Source organism: Streptomyces sp. ML-6 (assembly GCF_030116705.1).
Classification (GTDB): Bacteria; Actinomycetota; Actinomycetes; order Streptomycetales; family Streptomycetaceae; genus Streptomyces.
In genome coordinates this window covers 2,393,949-2,411,478 of record NZ_JAOTIK010000001.1, presented here as the reverse complement: position 1 = coordinate 2,411,478, position 17,530 = coordinate 2,393,949, and the positions used below count along the sequence as shown (strand labels likewise).

The 17,530-nt window shown below is 72.4% G+C and carries 12 protein-coding genes and 1 pseudogene; 1 reads left to right on the top strand and 12 read right to left on the bottom strand.

Translation table 11 applies throughout. The features are described from left to right. Positions 1 to 70: 70 nt before the first annotated feature. The 12 genes and pseudogenes from OCT49_RS10480 to OCT49_RS10425 form a co-directional block, all read right to left on the bottom strand. Positions 71 to 1,402: a protein phosphatase 2C domain-containing protein gene (locus OCT49_RS10480; RefSeq protein WP_283851612.1), complete on the bottom strand. Its 1,332-nt coding sequence runs from the start codon at positions 1,400 to 1,402 to the stop codon at positions 71 to 73. 2 nt (positions 1,403 to 1,404) lie between these two features. Beyond that, positions 1,405 to 3,953 (bottom strand): annotated as a pseudogene (locus OCT49_RS10475) (serine/threonine-protein kinase). Positions 3,954 to 4,014: 61 nt separating this feature from the next. Continuing rightward, positions 4,015 to 5,340 carry a hypothetical protein gene (locus OCT49_RS10470; RefSeq protein WP_283851611.1) on the bottom strand — a complete coding sequence of 442 codons (1,326 nt, stop codon included), beginning with the start codon at positions 5,338 to 5,340 and terminating at the stop codon, positions 4,015 to 4,017. Between the two features lie 161 nt (positions 5,341 to 5,501). After that, complete coding sequence (locus OCT49_RS10465) at positions 5,502 to 6,518, bottom strand: glutamate ABC transporter substrate-binding protein (protein WP_283851610.1); 1,017 nt, start codon at positions 6,516 to 6,518, stop codon at positions 5,502 to 5,504. A gap of 11 nt (positions 6,519 to 6,529) precedes the next feature. Continuing rightward, positions 6,530 to 7,909 (bottom strand): GlnX family signal transduction membrane protein, encoded by a 1,380-nt coding sequence (locus OCT49_RS10460; protein ID WP_502963354.1) that lies wholly within the window; start codon positions 7,907 to 7,909, stop codon positions 6,530 to 6,532. A gap of 315 nt (positions 7,910 to 8,224) precedes the next feature. Beyond that, positions 8,225 to 9,199 carry an N-acetylglucosamine kinase gene (locus OCT49_RS10455; protein ID WP_283851609.1) on the bottom strand — a complete coding sequence of 325 codons (975 nt, stop codon included), beginning with the start codon at positions 9,197 to 9,199 and terminating at the stop codon, positions 8,225 to 8,227. Beyond that, positions 9,190 to 10,455, bottom strand: a complete 1,266-nt coding sequence (locus OCT49_RS10450; protein WP_283851608.1) for a 6-phospho-beta-glucosidase — start codon at positions 10,453 to 10,455, stop codon at positions 9,190 to 9,192. Before OCT49_RS10450 ends, OCT49_RS10455 begins: the two co-directional genes overlap by 10 nt. Positions 10,456 to 10,457: 2 nt before the next feature. After that, complete coding sequence (locus tag OCT49_RS10445; protein ID WP_283851607.1) at positions 10,458 to 11,360, bottom strand: carbohydrate ABC transporter permease; 903 nt, start codon at positions 11,358 to 11,360, stop codon at positions 10,458 to 10,460. A 1-nt stretch (position 11,361) separates the two neighbouring features. Continuing rightward, the gene (locus OCT49_RS10440) at positions 11,362 to 12,330 is read right to left on the bottom strand and encodes a carbohydrate ABC transporter permease (protein WP_283851606.1); all 969 of its coding nucleotides are present in this window, start codon (positions 12,328 to 12,330) and stop codon (positions 11,362 to 11,364) included. 7 nt (positions 12,331 to 12,337) lie between these two features. Further along, entirely contained in the window at positions 12,338 to 13,675 is a 1,338-nt protein-coding gene (locus OCT49_RS10435; RefSeq protein ID WP_283851605.1) for an ABC transporter substrate-binding protein, read from the bottom strand. Between the two features lie 78 nt (positions 13,676 to 13,753). Next, entirely contained in the window at positions 13,754 to 14,977 is a 1,224-nt protein-coding gene (locus OCT49_RS10430; RefSeq protein WP_283851604.1) for an ROK family transcriptional regulator, read from the bottom strand. A gap of 308 nt (positions 14,978 to 15,285) precedes the next feature. Beyond that, positions 15,286 to 16,353: a mechanosensitive ion channel family protein gene (locus OCT49_RS10425; RefSeq protein ID WP_283851603.1), complete on the bottom strand. Its 1,068-nt coding sequence runs from the start codon at positions 16,351 to 16,353 to the stop codon at positions 15,286 to 15,288. 377 nt (positions 16,354 to 16,730) lie between these two features. Between OCT49_RS10425 and OCT49_RS10420 the strand changes: the two genes are divergently transcribed. Further along, positions 16,731 to 17,267: an HNH endonuclease gene (locus OCT49_RS10420; RefSeq protein ID WP_283851602.1), complete on the top strand. Its 537-nt coding sequence runs from the start codon at positions 16,731 to 16,733 to the stop codon at positions 17,265 to 17,267. Positions 17,268 to 17,530: the final 263 nt, after the last annotated feature.

Here is a 17,530-nt window from a genome sequence, read left to right as displayed (position 1 = left end):
GGCGGAATCGGAGTCAGGAGTTGAACCGAAATCAAGAGTTGAACCGGAATCAAGAGTTACGGAACAGGGCTCATGTGGTGTCGCAGGCCGATCCTGCCCCTCGGGGCCGTACGGCGAACGGCAGCAGAGCCACTGTTACGTTGTCGTGGCCCCCGCCGTCGAGGGCGTGGCCGACCAGCACCTGGGCGCCGTGCAGCGGACGCCGTCCCGCGTCGGCCGGCACCGCCGCGGACATCTCGTCGGCTGACTCCGCGTAGTTCCACAGGCCGTCCGTGCACACCACCACGAGGCCGGACCGGTCGGGCTTGAACGCCGCGGTGTGCGGCTCCAGTTCGTACGCGTCGGCGCCGAGCCACCCCGTGATGGCGTGGGCGCGCTCGTCCGCGTACGCCTCGGCCTCGTTCATCAGGCCGGCCGCCACCATCTGCGCGGCCCAGGAGTCGTCCTCGGTCAGCCGGGCCGCCCGGTGGGAGCGGTCGTCCGGCACCCAGTAGGCGCGGCTGTCGCCGATCCAGCCGACGATCAGCAGCTCGCCCACCACGACCGCGCCGACCAGGGTGCACGCCGGGGCGTTCTGGTGGCGGTGCTGCCCCTGCTCCCGAACCGGCTGCTGGGCCAGGGCGTTGACCGCCTCGGCGGCCGCGACGATCGCCTCGTGCATCGCCTGCTGCGGGTGGACGCCGCGCGGCAGCGACTCCAGGAGCGCCTCGTTGGCGGCGCTCGCCGCGGCGGCCGACGCCTCGTCGGGGCGGCTGGCCGACGAGACGCCGTCGCAGACGATCGCGACGACGGCGGGCGAGCCGTCGGGCAGGGCGGTGGTCGAGATCGCGAACGAGTCCTCGTTGCGGTGGTGGCGGAGCCCCCGGTCGCTGACGGCGGCCACCGAACCGAGCTCCTGCTCCATGTGGTCGCGCTCGCGGGGCTGGGCGTGGCCGCAGTTCTCGCAGTATCCGTCGGCGTCGACCCCGCCGACCCGGCAGGCCACGCACAGCCGGCCCCCGGCCGCCGGCGCGGGCACCGGGCCCGCGACGACGGTACGGGGATCGGGCGCACCGGCGACCGGGGCGGGCGCGGGGGCGGCCAGCTCGAAGTCGCCCGAATCGGCCGGGGACCCGGCGGGACGGGCCTCCGGGGCGTCCGGGGCCTCCTGGGTGCCCGCACCGGACGCACTGGCCGCACCGGCCGCACCGTTCCCCGGCGCACCGCCGTCCGCCGCACCGTTCTCCGTCACCGGTACGGCCAGGGCGACCGTCGGGTGGTCCGACGGGGCGGCGGAGACGGCCGACAGGTCGTACCCGCACGCACCGCAGAACAGGTCCCCCGGCTCCACCGGCTCGGTGCAGCCGGGGCACGGTGCCAGGGCCGTCTCCTGGGGCTTCTGGGGCTGGGGCTTCTGCGACATTTTCACACCCACGTCCGGGGGCGGAAACGGTTGGCCCGTTCCACCAGTTCGATCCTCTCGTCGCCGGGCTCCGCGAGCCGGGCGAGCATCCGGTACGAGCGTTCCAGCCCGAAACGCAGGCCGCGCTCGTCCAGTTCACTGCCGAGCAGTGTCCCCGGCCCGGCCCCCCGGGCGGCGGGGCCGCCGGAGAGCACCCAGTCCAGCGCCGTGCCCAGGACCTCGACCGTCAACTGCTCCCGGCGCATCGCGTCCAGACCGAGCCCGGCCAGCCCCGACACCTGGTCCGCCGCGGCCGTCAGGTCGGCGAGCAGCGGTTCGTCCGGGGACCGGCCGCGCAACCGGGCGCGCACCGCGGCGACCCGGGCGGCCGTGCAGTGGATCGACGCCTCCGGCACGGACTCCAGCGCCTCGACGGCCCCGGTCCGGTTCCCGGCGGCGAGCCGCACCCGCGCCAGGCCGAACGCCGCGCTCACGAAGCCCGGGTCGGCCGTCCACACCAGCCGGTAGTACTCGGCGGCGTTGTCCAGCTGGCCCAGGACCTCCGCACAGACCCCCAGCGCCAGCTTGGGCGCCGGCTCGCCGGGGAACGCGTCGTACACCGCGTCGAAGGAGAGCGCCGCGTTCCCGTGGTCACCGGTCACCAGCGAGGTGACGCCGCGGTACCACACGACCCGCCAGTCGTCCGGGTGCTGTCTCTCCAGCTCCGCCAGCATCCGCCCCGCCGAGTCGAGTTCACCCAGCTCCAGACGGGCGCGCAGTTCGCGCAGCCGGGTCTCCAGCGAGGCCGCGGGCACGGACCGCAGCGCACCGATCAGGTCGGCGGGGGCGGTGGCCAGCAGACCGGCGAGGAAACCCGCGTTGGGGTCGCTCGCGTCGACCCGGGGCACGGGCAGTGCCAGCGAGGCGGACCGCACGTCGAGCCCGGCCGTGAGGGAGCCGTCCGGGGTGTGCGCCGGCGCCGCGCCGGGAGCCGCGGCAGCCGGGTTCCGGGGGACGGAATCGCGGCCGGTGCGCCGCCGGCCGACGGCCCGGCGGGCGGCAGCTGCGCCGCGCCCCGGCCGGAGCGCGCGAGGGCGGCGGGCCGGGCGCCGAGCCGCGACACGTCTTCCGTCTGCTCGGGGAACAACTGCGTGTCCGTGACCCGCACTTCTGTGCCGAACAGCGTCGACAGCGCCGGGCGCGGGCGCCCCGACTGCAACGCCACCACCTCGCGCAGCACACCCGTCAGCTGCTCCGCCATCTCCGCCGCCGAGGCGAACCGCCGCGCCGGATCCGGGTCGGTGGCCCGCACCAGCAGCCGGTGGAACGACTCGTAGGTCCGGAACACCTCGATGTTCTCCGGCTCCGGCAACGAGTCCACGAAGACACTGGTGTAGCCCTGGAAGTCGAAGCTGAGCACCGCGAGCGTCCGGGCGACCGTGTACAGGTCGGAGGCGACCGACGGGCCGACCTCCGCGACCTCCGGCGCCTGGTACCCCACCGTGCCGTAGATGGCCGACTCCTCGTCGTCCATCCTGCGCACCGCGCCCATGTCGATCAGCTTCAGCTGGTCCTCGGTCTGGATCGCGTTGTCGACCTTGAAGTCGCAGTACAGCAGGTTGCGGCTGTGCAGGTGGCCGAGCGCCTCCAGCGCCTCGATGCCGTACGCGCACGCCTGCTCGACCGGCAGCGGGTCGCGCTTCCCGGCGGCGGTGCGGCGCTCGTTCGCGATGTCCTTGAGCGACTTGCCGCCGACGTACTCCATCACGATGTAGCCGTCGAGCGAACCGGTGCGCTGGTCGAGGTGCTCGACGAAGTTGTAGATCCGGACGATGTTGGAGTGCTCGATCTCGGCGAGGAAGCGGCGCTCGGAGATCGCGACCTCCATGGCGTCCTGGTCACCGGTGTCGAGCAGGCCCTTGAGCACCACCCAGCGGTCGGACACCGCGCGGTCCACCGCGAGGTAGACCCAGCCGAGCCCGCCGTGCGCCAGACAGCCCGCCACCTCGTACTGGCCGTGCACGATGTCGCCCGCACGGAGCTTGGGCACGAAGGAGTACGGATGGCCGCACTTGGTGCAGAACCCCTCCGTACGCCCCACCCGGTCGCCGCGGAACCGGCCCACCGGCGCCCCGCAGTCGGAGCGCGAGCAGAACCGCTTCCGTTCCGGCACCTCCGGGTTCTCCATCACCGCGGAGCGCGGGTCGGGGCGCGGCACGTCCGGCACCTCGACCAGGCCCACGCCCAGCCGGCCCCGGGAGGACGCGCCCGACGACGCGCCGGAGGCGCGCACCGACACCGACGGGGACGTGCCGCTGCCGGACAGCCCGTGCGAGAGCCGCCCCGACACCGAACGCCGCGAGGACGACGAACGGGACGAGCGGGAGGACCGCGAGGACGCCGCGGACGAGGACCGCGAACCGGAACCGTGCGTGATCCCGGTGGCCGGCGAACTCACCATCCCGTCGGGCGAGACGACCGGGGCCAGACCGCAGGTGTCGCAGTACAGCTCACCGCCGCCCATGTCCTCGTAACTGCCCTCGCACGCGGGGCGCTGGCACTTCGTACTCATCGTCGGTCCCCCTGCTCGCCCCGCCGCCGCGACGGCTCCTGCGTCCTGTGCACACCAGCGTTCATCGCCGGTCCTCCGATCCCGGTGTCCCGCCCTGGGACAGCAGCTCGGCCGCCGCCTCCTGGTAGCGCAGCACCGCCTGCCCGGCCACCCGCAGATCGCACGGCGCGCTCCACAGCATCCGGCGCGCCGCGTCGTACCGCTCGATCAGCAGCGGGTCCTCGGCCAGCCCGTGCCGGGCCACCTTCGCCTTGTACGCGTCGAGTCTGCCGCGCAGCTCCGCCCGCACGGCCAGCGGGGCGGTGACCGCGGTCAGCGACTCCCGGGCCCGCAACAACTCCTCCTCGGCCTCGCGCTCCAGCGTCTCCAGCAGCGGCGAGAGCCGGTGCCACTGGGCGCGCCTGCGGTACTCCGACGCGGCGACCAGCCGCTCCTGGAGCGCGGTCGGCGGGCCGCTGACCGCGGGCACCTCGGTGGCGGCGATCTTCGCCAGCACTTCGCCGCGCGCCGTCCGGGCCTCGGCCAGGGTGCGGTCCGCGCGGGAGAGGACGTCGCGCAGCTGGACCAGCCGCTGCTCGGCGTCCTGCCGGACCGCGAGCACCGCCTCGATCTCGCGGCGCACGTCCTCCAGGGCCCGGGCCGCCCGGTCGTAGCGCGCCGTGTCGGGACGGCCGCCGCCGGGCGCCGCGCTGCCCGGCCCCGACAGCCAGAACGCGAGCGGGTCGGAGACCACCTGCACCCGGAGCGTGGCCAGCTCCTGGGTGATCGCCTCCAGCTCGTCGCCCGCCGGATGCTCACCGGGCCGCACCCCCACGGAGTGCGCCAGCGAACGGGTGCGGTGCAACTCGGCGGCGAGCAGGTCTATCCGGGCGGGCAGCGCGGACCACACGGAGTCGGAGGCGACGACCATGTCCAGCGAACGGGCGTACAGCTCGTTCATCCGGGCGACCAGCTCCTCCAGCGTGAACCGCTCGGAGAGCCTGGCCGGGCCGGCGATCGACGGATCGGGGCGGGCCGCCGCGTGCGCGACGGTGACGCTCTGGCCGCGCAGCAGATCGGTGAGGGCCACCAGGTCGTCCCGGTTGGGGTGGCGACGGCGGGCCCGCACCTCGCGGGCCCGGGAGAGCGCCCCCGTGTACGCGTCGAAGTACCCCCACAGCAGGGTGATCGCCTGTTCGGTGGAGATCCAGCGCTCCCTGGTGACACCGCTCAGTTCGGCGCCCTCCAGGAGCCGGCGGCCCGCATGGTCCTGCAGGGCCAGGAGCGAGGTCTCGATCGCCTCGTGCTCCGCGCCGAGCCGGGCCAGCGCACGGTCCGCCTCGTCCCGGTCCAGGACCGGGACGGGGGGCCTGGCCGCGTAGTCGGGGAAGGGGCCCGCGACGCCCATCGATCACCTCTCCGCTCCTCCTGCCGGGACGGGCCCGGCAGGTTCAGTACCATCGCCCCGTCGTTCCGGGCCGCGGCTTCGCACACGGGCCGGAACCCCGGCGCCGGTGCCCTCCTCGATAACGTCTGCCCCCTCGTGCCGCCCGGCACCGGGCCGTGCGGTCAGTTGCTGCCGGACGCGGGCTTCACGGGCGGTTTCTTGCCGGGCAGCCTCTCCTTCAGCCACTTCTTGTACGAGTCCGTCCAGCGGCCGTCCCTGCTGTAGTCGGCCAGCACCCGGTTGACGCGGGCCACCAGGTCGCTCGCGCCCTGCTTCCGGGCCGCCACGCCGTAGTACTCCTCGGTGAACGGGGCGCCCTTGAACTCGATCGCCGGGTCCTGGGCGACCTGCGCGGCCGCGAGGGTGTCGTCCGTGACCACGGCGTCGACCTCGCCGAGCTGCAGCCGCGCCAGACAGTCCAGCTGGTTGGGGACGTGGACCTGGTCCTTCTCCGCCACCTTCGCCCGCACCGCCGTGCGGGCGCTGGAGCCGTCGGCGGTGCACACCCGCTTGCCGGTCAGGGAGTCGAGTCCGTCGATCCCCTTGGTGTCCTTCGCGGCGATGATCTGCTGGGCGGCCTCGAAGTAGGGGTGGGAGAAGGAGACGTTCTTCTCGCAGTTGATCGACATCGTCCGGACCACGAGGTCGATGTCGCCGCTCTCCAGCATCTTCTCCCGGTCGGCGGTGGAGATGACCCGGAAGACCACCCTCTCCTCCTCGGCCACGTCGGGCAGGAGGTCCGCGGCGATGGCCCTGGCCAGATCGATGTCGAAGCCCACGATCTCGTTCTCTTCGCTCTCCGGGTCGCGGGAGGCCCAGAAGAGGCTGTTCTGGTCGACGCCCACGATCAGTTGGCCGCGGGCCCGGATCTCCCCGACCTTGTCGTCGGCGGCGTCGGCCGGGGAGACGCTCGCCCACGGGTCCGTCGTGCAGTCGGCGGCCCGGGCCTGCGTCACGTGCGTCGTCGCCGTCGTCCCGGGGACACCGGCGGAGGCGTCGGCGGCCGCGCCGGGACCGCCGAGGAGGAGCGGCAGCAGCGTGAACGAGGCCGTCACCGCGCAGGCCGCGGCCATGCCCGTCACACCGCCCCAGCCGCGCAGCCTGCCGACGGCGTTGCCCGTCGTGCGTTTCCTGGTCATCGCGCCCCCTCTCACCGGTACTCCGAGACCCTGCGGTTGACACCGGCGATCGCGGCACCCGCCCCCAGCAGGGCGAGCAGGGCGGCCCCGAACGGCAGTGGCGACAGGGCCCCGCGCCCGCTCCTCGCGGCCGCCAGGAACTGCCCCTCCTCGTTCTCGCGCGCGTCCCCCAGCTCGAGGCCCACCCGCTTGTACGACGACTTCTTCGACTGGCTGATCTTCTCCCGCGCTTCCTTGTAGCGGCCGCTGTTCTCGCTCTCGCGAGCGGCGTCGTGGCTCCGCTGCCATTCCTCGGTGGCGGCGAGCGCCCCCTTCACCGGGCTTTTCCCCGTCGTGTCCTCGGCAAGCTTTTCGGCCTTCTCCAGCTGCTGACGGAGTTCTTTCATCTCGGTGGTGAAACCGGTCTCGTACTTGTCCTTGCCCTCCGGGGTGAGGACCGAGCCCCGGGCGACCAGTGCGAGGTTCTCGTTGGCGCGGGCCTTCAGGGAGCCGATCCGTGCGGTGTTGAGCACGTCGAGGGACCGCTGCCCGTGCACGTCGGCGTCGCGCAGCTCGGCCCTGGCCACCGTGTGCCCCACGGCCAGCCACAGCAGGACGACGGTGGACGCGGCGGTCGCGAGGAGCAGGCCGCGGTTGAAGACCCGGTTCGTCCTGCGGTAGTCGCGGCGCTGCGCCCAGTACAGCGCGCCCAGGGTCACCAGGCCCAGCCCGGTGGAGAGGAACGGCCAGGTCCGGGCGTCGTCGCGGTCCCGGCCGAGCCGCTCGGTCTCCGCCCCGTACAGGTCCTCGGCGGCCGGCAGCAGGTCCTCGGTCATCTTCTCGTTCGCGTAACGGAGGTATGCGCCGCCCAGCGGGAAGCCCTGGCGGTTGTTGGCGCGGGCCCGCTCGACCAGTTGCACGTACCGGGGGAGTCCCTCGTAGAGCTCGGCGATCCGGTCCTTGGACTCCTGCGACGCGCTCGTGTCGCTCGCCGCGGCCTGCAGCGACTTGTACGTGCTGCCGATGGCCTCGTCGTACTCCTTGCGGGTACCGGCGGGTTCCTTCCTCCCGGCCAGGAAGCCCTCGGTCACCGCGGCGTCGGCGGCGGCCAGGGACTGGAAGATGTCGGCCGCGTGGCTGCTCAGCGGCTGGCTGTGCTCCACCACGTCGTTGGCGGACTCCGCCCGGTCCTGGACCTCCAGCGCCGTCACGCCCCCGAACGCGACGACGAGCAGGGCCAGTACGGCCCCGATGACCCGGAGCCTGCCCGGCTCGGTCGTGGCGGCGGCCCGCATCCGGTCGGTCGTCGCGGACCACGGGGTGCGCCGCTCCGGGCCGGGGGCGGGCACGGGGACGGGTGGTTGCACCCGTGTCTCCTCCGGCGCGGTGCGCGCGGTCGGCGGGTGTGTCACCTGACCTCCCCCTCGGTCCTCGACGTGGCCCGGCCCGCCCGGTCCGGGAGCCGTCGCCCGGCCAGAAGTATGGCCGCAGGGACCGCATCCGCACCAGGAACGTCCTGGATCCCGCACCGGTCCGTGACACGATCACAGCATTCGATCAAGGCGTGCGCCGTCGGGCAAGCCCGACCGGCGGTCCGGTACGCGGAACGGACCCTTCTCCCCCACCCATGAACACGTGCGGGGAGCCCGGACGGTTCCCATGCGCGAGGGGCGTCCCGCGACGTCGTACGTCGTGGAACGCCCCTCGGGGAGACCGCAGTTGCGGATTCAGGAGTACTGCGCGCGCAAGCTCTCGTGCACCTCGGCGCTCGCGCCCACGCGGTCCAGGCCCAGCAGCGCGGCCCCCAGGACCGGAGGCTCCGTCACCACCCGGATGTGTGCCCTCGGGGCGCGCGCCGCGAGACGTTCGGCGATCCCCCCGTCCAGCCGCGGGTGACGGGCCGCCAGCACACTGCCGCCCAGCACCACCGGCGCCTCCTCGTCCAGCAGGCCGAGCCGCTCCAGCGCGACCGAGGCCATCGCGACGACCTCCTCCGCCATCCGGTCCACCAGCGCGACCGCCGCCGGATCGCCGTCCGCCGCGGTCGCGAAGAGCACCGGGGCCAGCTCGTGCCGGCGCCCGGGCTCGATCCGGCCCAGGTGCAGGGCCTCGATCAGCGCGTACATCGAGTCCAGCCCGAAGTGACCGGGCAGCGTGCGGGCCAGCTCGGTCGGCCCGCCCCGGCCGTCCTCGGCCCGCGCGGCGACCCACATCGCCTCCTCGGCCAGGCCGCCGCCACCGCCCCAGTCGCCGGAGATCCGGCCTATGGCGGGAAACCGCGCGGTCCGGCCGTCCGGCACCATGCCGACGCAGTTGATCCCCGCGCCGCAGACGACGGCCACGCCCCGCGGCTCGTCCACCCCCGCGCGCAGGATCGCGAAGGTGTCGTTGCGCACCTCGACCGAGGAACTCCAGCCGCGGGCGCGCAGCGCCGCCGCCAACTGCTCCTCCTCCACCGGGAGATCGGCGTTGGCGAGGCAGGCCGAGACGTGCGCGACGGCCCCGGCCGGCACCCCGGCCGACGCCAGCGCGCGGTCGACGATCGCGCCGAGACCGTCCACGGCCACGTCCACACCCACGACCGGTGGCTGGAAACCACCGCCGCGGGCCGTCGACAGAATCGTTCCGTCAGCGGCGATCAGCGCCACGTCGGTCTTGCTGTTCCCCGCGTCGATCGCGAGGACCGAAGCGTTCACGCCCACGCCAGGTGCTCCCGGTTGTGCGCGATCAGCTTGTCGGTGAGCGCCTCGGCGTAGGCGAACTGACCGATCAGCGGATGCGCGAGCAGTGCCTTGAACACCCGGTCCCGGCCGCCGCGCAGGGCCGCCTCCAGGGCCAGGTCCTCGTACGCCGTCACATCGGCGATCAGCCCGGCGTACAGCGGGTCCAGCTCCGGCACGGCGAGCGGGGCGGCGCCCGTGCCGTCGACCCGGGCCTGCACCTCGATCACCGCGTCGTCCGGCAGGAACGGCAGCGTCCCCCGGTTGTAGGTGTTGACCACCTGCACCGCGGAGCCGCCCGAGCCCAGCAGCGAGGACGCCAGGTCCACGGCGGCCTCCGAGTAGAAGGCGCCGCCGCGCTTGGCGAGCAGCGCGGGCTTCTCGTCCAGCGCCGGATCGCCGTACATGGCCAGGAGTTCCTTCTCCATCGCGGCGACCTCGGCCGCCCTGGACGGCTTGGTGCCGAGCTCCTTGACGACCTCGTCGTGCGCGTAGAAGTAACGCAGGTAGTACGAGGGGACGACGCCGAGCCGGTCGACGAGCGCCCGGGGCATGCGCAGGTCGCCCGCGATGGTGTCGCCGTGCTCGGCGAGCAGCCCCGGCAGGACGTTCTCGCCGTCCGGGCCGCCCAGGCGCACCCCGAGCTCCCACGTCAGGTGGTTGAGCCCGACGTGGTCGAGGTGCACCTCGGCGGGGGTGACGTCGAGGAGCCGGGCGAACTTCCGCTGGAAGCCGATCGCCACGTTGCACAGGCCGACGGCCTTGTGGCCGGCCTGGAGCAGCGCCCGGGTGACGATGCCGACCGGGTTGGTGAAGTCGATGATCCAGGCGTTCGGGTTGGTGCGGCGGACCCGTTCGGCGATGTCCAGGACGACCGGCACGGTGCGCATCGCCTTGGCGAGGCCGCCGGCGCCGGTGGTCTCCTGGCCGACGCAGCCGCACTCCAGCGGCCAGGTCTCGTCCTGGTTGCGGGCGGCCTGGCCGCCGACGCGCAACTGGAGCAGGACCGCGTCGGCGTCGGCGACGCCCGCGTCCAGGTCCGAGGTCGTGACGATCCGCCCCGGGTGGCCCTGCTTGGCGAAGATCCGCCGGGCGAGGCCGCCGACGAGTTCCAGCCGGTCGGCCGCCGGGTCGACGAGCACCAGCTCCTCGATCGGCAGCGTGTCCCGCAGCCGTGCGAAACCGTCGATCAGTTCAGGGGTGTAGGTGGACCCGCCACCAACTACTGCGAGCTTCATGGTCAGCCCTTTACTCCGGTCAGTGTGACGCCCTCGACAAACGCCTTCTGGGCGAAGAAGAAGACGAGGATCACGGGGGCCATGACCAGTACGGTCGCGGCCATGGTCAGGTTCCAGTCGGTCTGGTGCGCGCCCTTGAAGGAATCCAGCCCGTAGCTGAGAGTCCAGGCGGCGGGGTTCTCCGAGGCGTAGATCTGCGGCCCGAAGTAGTCGTTCCAGGCGTAGAAGAACTGGAAGAGCGCGACGGCGGCGATGCCCGGTTTGGCCATCGGCACCACGACCCTGAGCAGGGTGCGCAGTTCGCCGCAGCCGTCGACCTTCGCGGCGTCCAGGTACTCGTCCGGGATGGTCAGCAGGAACTGCCGCAGCAGGAAGATGGAGAACGCGTCGCCGAACGCCATCGGGATGATCAGCGGCCAGAGCGTGCCGGACAGGTCCAGCTGCTTCGCCCAGAACAGGTACATCGGGATGACGACGACCTGCGGCGGCAGCATCATCATCGAGATGACCAGCATCAGCGACAGGTGCCGGCCCCGGAAGCGGAACTTGGCGAGCGCGTACGCCACGGGCAGCGAGGAGACGACCGTGAGGACGGTGCCGAGCCCCGCGTACAGCAGGGTGTTGCGCCACCAGAGCAGGAAGCCGTCGGCCTCGAAGACCTTCCGGTAGTTGCCCCACTCGAAGGGGTGCGGCCACAGGTCGCGGGTCAGTGCCTGCTGGTCGCTCATCAGCGAGGTGAGCAGCAGGAAGACGAACGGCAGCACGAAGAAGAGCGCGGCCGCGACGCCGAGCGCGTGCACGGCGATCCAGTTCAGCAGCGCCCTGCGGCGCGCGGTGCGTTCGGGCGGGGTGGCCGGGCCGGGCGCCGGTACGGTCGTCTTCACGGGGTCGAGAACCTGTGCCACGTCACCCACCTGCCTGGATCAGCCCGCTGCGGCGCCGCATCAGCAGTGCGGTGAACGCCATGGCGAGGACGAAGAGAATGAGTGCGACCACGCAGGCGGAACCGTAGTCGAAGCGCTGGAAGCCGAGGTTGTAGACCACCTGCGGCAGCGTCAGTGTCGACTTGTCGGGATAGCCGGGCTCGAACTGCTGCCCGGAGCCGCCGATCACGCCGGAGGCGACCTTCCCCGCCACGAACGGCTGGGTGTAGTACTGCATCGTCTGGATGATCCCGGTGACCACCGCGAACAGGATGATCGGCGAGATGTTCGGCAGCGTGACGAAGCGGAAGCGCTGGAACGAGGACGCCCCGTCCAGCTCCGCCGCCTCGTACTGCTCCTTCGGCACGTCGAGCAGCGCGGCCATGAAGATCACCATCAGGTCGCCCACCCCCCACACCGCGAGCGCGGTCAGGGCCGGCTTGGACCAGGTGGCGTCGGTGAACCAGCCCGGCGTGGGCAGCCCCAGCTCGCCGAGGAACGAGTTGACCGGCCCGGTGCCGGGGTTGAGCAGGAAGGCGAAGCAGAGGGTCGCCGCCACGGGCGGGGCCAGGTAGGGCAGGTAGAACAGGGTGCGGAAGACCCCGGTGCCGGTCTTGATCTTCGTGATCAGCAGTCCGATGCCGAGACCGAACACCACCCGGCAGCTGACCATGACCACGACCAGCCAGAGCGTGTTGCGCAGCGCCGGCCAGAACAGCGGGTAGTCGTTGAGGACGAACGACCAGTTCTTCAGCCCGCTGAACTCGGGGGGCGTGAAACCGTCGTAGCTGGTGAAGGAGAAGTAGACCGTGGAGATCAGCGGGTAGGCGAAGAAGACGCAGAACCCGATCAGCCACGGCGACATGAAGGCCGCGGTCCTCAGCGCCGAGCGGCGGCGCCTGGCGGCGAGCGTCGGGTGACGGCGCCCCGGACGGAGCGTGTGGGTGCTCATCGCGGTACTACTTCGCCTGCTCGATCGCCGCGTCGATCTCCGCGGCGGTCTTCTTCAGGCCCGCCGCGATGTCCTTCTGCCTGCCCTTCTCGATGTCGAACCCGAGGTTCTGCAGGGACACCAGGTACGCGCCGCCGTTCACCGAGGGCGGGGTGGTGGTGCTGTCCGGGTGCGCGGCGATGTCCAGGAAGGTCTTGAAGCGCGGGTCGTACTTCAGCTTCGGCGACTTCAGCGCCGCCAGGGTGGAGGGCACGTTGTGGATGGCGTTGGCGAAGTTCACCACCGCGTCGGTGTCGGTGGTCATGAACTTCACCAGCTCCCAGGCCGCGTTCTGCTTCTCGGAGGTGGCGGCGATGCCGGCGATGGTGCCGGTCAGGTAGCCCTTGCCGTAGGTGTCGGCCTGGTCGTCGGCGACGGGCATCGGGGCGACGCCGATCTCGAAGTCCGGCTTCGCCTCCTCGGCCATCCCCAGCCGCCACTCGCCGTCCAGCTGCATGGCCACCTGGCCGGTGTGGAACGGGTGCTTGGCGCCCCACTCGTCGCCGAGCGAGGTGCGGAACCTCTCCAGCTTCTCGTACCCGCCCAGGCCGTCGACCAGCTTCTTCTGGGTGCTCAGCATGTCGGCGAACGACGGGTCCTTCGCGATGTTCGACTTGCCGTCCGCGTCGAAGTACTCCGGGTCCCAGCCGCCGAGGTAGTGCTCGGTCGTCGTCTCGTAGCCGTGGTAGTTCGGCATGAAGCCGAGCCGCTCGTACGAGTCGCCCCTGGTCTTCGTCAGCTTCTTGGCGACCTCGGCCAGCTGCGACCAGGTCCGGGGCGGTTCGGTGATGCCGGCCTCCTCGAACGCGTCCTTGTTGTAGTAGAGGCCGTAGGCGTCGCCGAGCAGCGGCACGGTGCACCGCACGCCGTCGAACTGCGTGTACTCGTTCATCGCCTTCGGGAAGGTCTTCTCCGGGTCGATGCCGTCCTTCTTCAGGAACGGGTTCAGGTCGACGAACGCCTTCGACGAACAGAACTTGCCGACGTTGTTCGTGGTGAACGAGGAGACGACGTCCGGGGCCTTCGAACCGCCCGCCCGCAGCGCCTGGTTGATCTTGTCGTCGGTCATGTTGCCGACGACCTTCACGTGGATGTTGGGGTGCGCCTTCCGGAAGGCGTCGACCGTCGCCCGGATCGCCTTCACCTCGCTCGGGTTGATCCAGCCGTGCCAGAAGGTGATGGTCGTCTCCTTGGACGGATCATCGCCGGCACCGGAGCTGCTCTGGCCGGTACAGGCCGAGGCGAACAGAGAGAGGGCGGCGGTCGCGGCGAGCGCGACGGCCGACTTCCGGCGGTTTCCGGACATGGAGGTGCCTCCCGATGAGGATGAGGGCGGGGAAAGGACGGGCGGGGGGAAGGGACGGGCGGTTCGGCGGGACGTGTCTCAGCGGGACGTGTCGAAGACCTCGTCGCGCGTGGTGACGAGGGCGCTCTCCAGCGCGCCGCGCAGCACGGGACGGTGCGTCACCTCACCGGCGATCAGCCGGGGCCGGGAGGCGGCCAGTTCGGACAGCTCGGACTCCACCCGGCCGCGCAGCGGTTCCCCGCCGGCCGCGATCACCTCGCCGGACAGCACGACGACCTCCGGGTCCAGCACGGCGGTCATCGAGGCGAGCCCGGTCGCGATCCCGGTGGCGAACAGATCGAGCAGCCGGGGGTACGGGCCGTCCTCGCCGGCCTGCGCGGCTTCGGCGGCGCGCGCCAGCAGCCGGGCCGCGACCTCGTGGTGGGTGCCGGGGGCGCGGATCAGCTCGTCGTCGATGCCCAGCTCCCGGCCCAGCCGGGCCAGCACCTGCGCCCCCGCCAGCTCCTGGAAGCCGCCCGCGTTCACCTTGGTGACCTGACGGACCAGCGGGGCGCCCGGCACCGGCAGGAAACCGACCTCGCCCGCGCCGCCGGTGAAGCCGCGGTGCAGCCGTCCGTTGATGACGAGGGCGGCGCCGAGCCCCTCCTCGTTCCACAGCAGGACGAAGTCCTCGTGCCCGCGCGCGGCACCGAGGCGCTGCTCGGCCACCGCGACCAGGTTCACGTCGTTCTCGTACTCCACCGGCATCGGCAGGAAGGCGGCCAGCTCCTCCAGCAGCGTGGGGGAGTGCCAGCCCGGCAGGTGCGAGGCGTACCGCAGCCGGCCGGTGCCGGGGTCGAAGGCGCCGGGGGTGCCGATGACGATCCGGTGCACGTCGGACCGGGTGAGCCCGGCGTCCTTGACCGCCCCGTCCAGCGCCTCCGCCACCTGCCGCACCACGCTGTCGGCGCGCCGCCCGGGGGTGCGCAGCTCGAACTGCCCGACGGTCTGCCCGGTCACGTCGGCGACGGCGGCGACGATCCGGCGGGCGGTCACGTCCAGCCCCGCGACATGGGCGGCCCGCGCGTTCACCCCGTACAGCTGGGCGTTGGGCCCCGGACGCCCGGCCACGGTCCCGGTCGCGACCACCAGCCCGGCTGCCTCCAGCCGCGCCAGCAACTGCGAGGCGGTGGGCTTGGACAGCCCGGTCAGCTTCCCGATCCGGGTCCGCGAGAGCGGCCCGTGCTCCAGCAGCAGGTCGAGGGCGGCCCGGTCGTTCATGGCGCGCAGAACGCGGGGGGTTCCCGGTGTGGTTCCGGCCATGCGTACGGCACCTGCCCTCTGTTAGGAAAGTTTCCTATTTGGTGAGAGGACCGTATGCGCGCGTAACCGGGCCGTCAATGGGGGGAGCCGCGGTGGCAACCAAAGCGTTACCCGGGACACTTCCGGAACACACGGGTCCAGGAGGGCGCGCTCTTCACTGCATTGTGCGTCGACGCAGTTGAGGGGACCGGGCGTGCCCTCCGCACGGTGCCCCGTGCCTCTCGTCCCTGACGCACCGTGTCCCCGGCCGGTGGTGACCGGGCGGGGACACGGGACGAGCGGTACGGGCCGGACGATTCGGGGCGCTGCTACTTCCCCTTGTTCAGCGGCGGGGTGATCGGGGCCGTGGCCAGGGACTGGGGGGAGGTGGCCGAGGCGTAGGCGGACGGGGCGGCGACGGAGGCCGCGGGGTCGGGGGCGGCGGATTCCTCGGCCTGGGCCGGGACGCCGCCGACGATGCGGATGCCCGCCTCGTCGAAGGCCCGCTTGATCCGCCAGCGCAACTCGCGCTCCACGCCCAGCGACTTGCCGGGCATCGTCTTCGCGGAGACCCGGACCGTCATCGAGTCCAGGAGCACGGAGTCCAGACCCAGCACCTCCACCGGGCCCCAGAGCCGCTCGGACCAGGGCTCCTCCTTGGCCATGGCCTCGGCGGCCTCGGTGATGACCGCACGGACCCGGTCCAGGTCCTCGGTGGGACGCACCATCACATCGACGCCGGCCGTGGACCAGCCCTGGCTGAGGTTGCCGATCCGCTTCACCTCGCCGTTGCGGACGTACCAGATCTCGCCGTCGGCGCCGCGCAGCTTCGTGACCCGCAGGCCGACCTCGATGACCTCGCCGGAGGCGACGCCCGCGTCGATGGTGTCGCCCACCCCGTACTGGTCCTCCAGGATCATGAAGACGCCGGACAGGAAGTCGGTGACCAGGTTGCGCGCGCCGAAACCGATCGCCACACCGGCCACACCGGCGGAGGCCAGCAACGGGGCCAGGTTGATCTGGAACGCGCCCAGGATCATCAGGACGGCCGTGCCGAGGATCAGGAACGACGCGACCGAGCGGAGTACCGAACCGATCGCCTCCGAGCGCTGGCGGCGGCGTTCCGCGTTGACCAGCAGCCCGCCCAGCGTGGTGCCCTCGACCGCCTGGGCACTGCGGTTCATCCGTTCTATGAGCTTGGTGAGAGCGCGCCGGACCGCGATGCGCAGCATGATCGCGATCGCCGCGATGAGCACGATGCGCAGACCTGTGCTCAGCCAGGTGGACCAGTTCTCCTCCACCCAGCTCGCGGCGTGGCCGGCCTGTTCGGCGGCTTCGCCCAACGAACCGACGGGCTCGGGTGACGGGGCTGCGGCCGCCAGGGCGGACAGGGACACGGCGGAACCTCCAGATGGACTACGGCAGACCAACCACACTAACGGGGCATCGCACGCGGTCCAGGGGCGCGCCCGGGGCGGGAGAAGCACCCCGGGAGCGGAAACGGAGGACGGAACGAGGCAGAGGGGCACAGCCCGCCGGGGCGGCGTGTGGCCGATCGCACACCACGCGCGCCCCCCACCGGGGCCGGACCGGAAGCTCCCGCTCCGGCGTGCGCCCGGGGCGCGGGCGGGGGCCTGCGGGGGGCCGGCGGCGGAAAAATCCTTCCGGCCCGTTACCTGCACGTGGTGGCGCTCCGACCAGGCAGGAGTAGAAACTGAGATCGGATCGTCCCGGCGCGAGCCACGCGCCGCCGGCGTACAAGGAGGCATCCACCGTGCCGCATGTCCTGGTTCTCAACGCGTCGTACGAACCACTCGGCGTCGTACCGCTCCGCCGCGCGCTCGTTCTCGTCCTCGAAAACAAGGCGATCTGCCTGGAAGAGTCCGGCGCCTTCATGCACAGTGCCACCCGGGCCGTCCCGGCCCCCAGCGTCGTCCGCCTGAAGCGGTTCGTACGCGTCCCCTACCGGGGGCCCGTACCGCTGACCCGCAGGGCGCTCTTCGCCAGGGACGGGGGACGCTGCATGTACTGCGGTGCCGCCGCGTCCAGTATCGACCACGTGATTCCGCGCAGCCGCGGCGGACAGCACTCCTGGGACAACGTGGTGGCGGCCTGCCGCCGCTGCAACCACGTCAAGGCGGACCGGCACCTGCCGGAGCTCGGCTGGCGGCTGCACCAGCAACCCGCCCCGCCCACGGGGCTCGCCTGGCGGATCATCGGCACGGGGCATCGCGACCCGCGCTGGTTGCCGTACTTGCAACCGTTCGGCGCGGACGACGCGATGGCCCGGATCGACGGCATATCGGCCTGAGATCCGGGCCATCGTCGTCCCCGGGGCCGGGCAGGGGGCCCGGGGAGGTCAGGGATCTCGGAGCGGTCAAGGATGCCCCGAACCCGGGCGCGTGCCGGGTCCTGCGGAGTGCGGGTGCGCCGGGCATCCCCGGGGCGCAGGGGGCGGTGTGGCGGGCAGGCCGTGGTGCCGGGTGTGGTGCGCGGGGCAGGCCGTGGCCGCCGGGGGCGGTGTGGCGGGCATCTCTCGCGGTGCGGAGCGCGTGCCGGACGCCCCGTGACGTC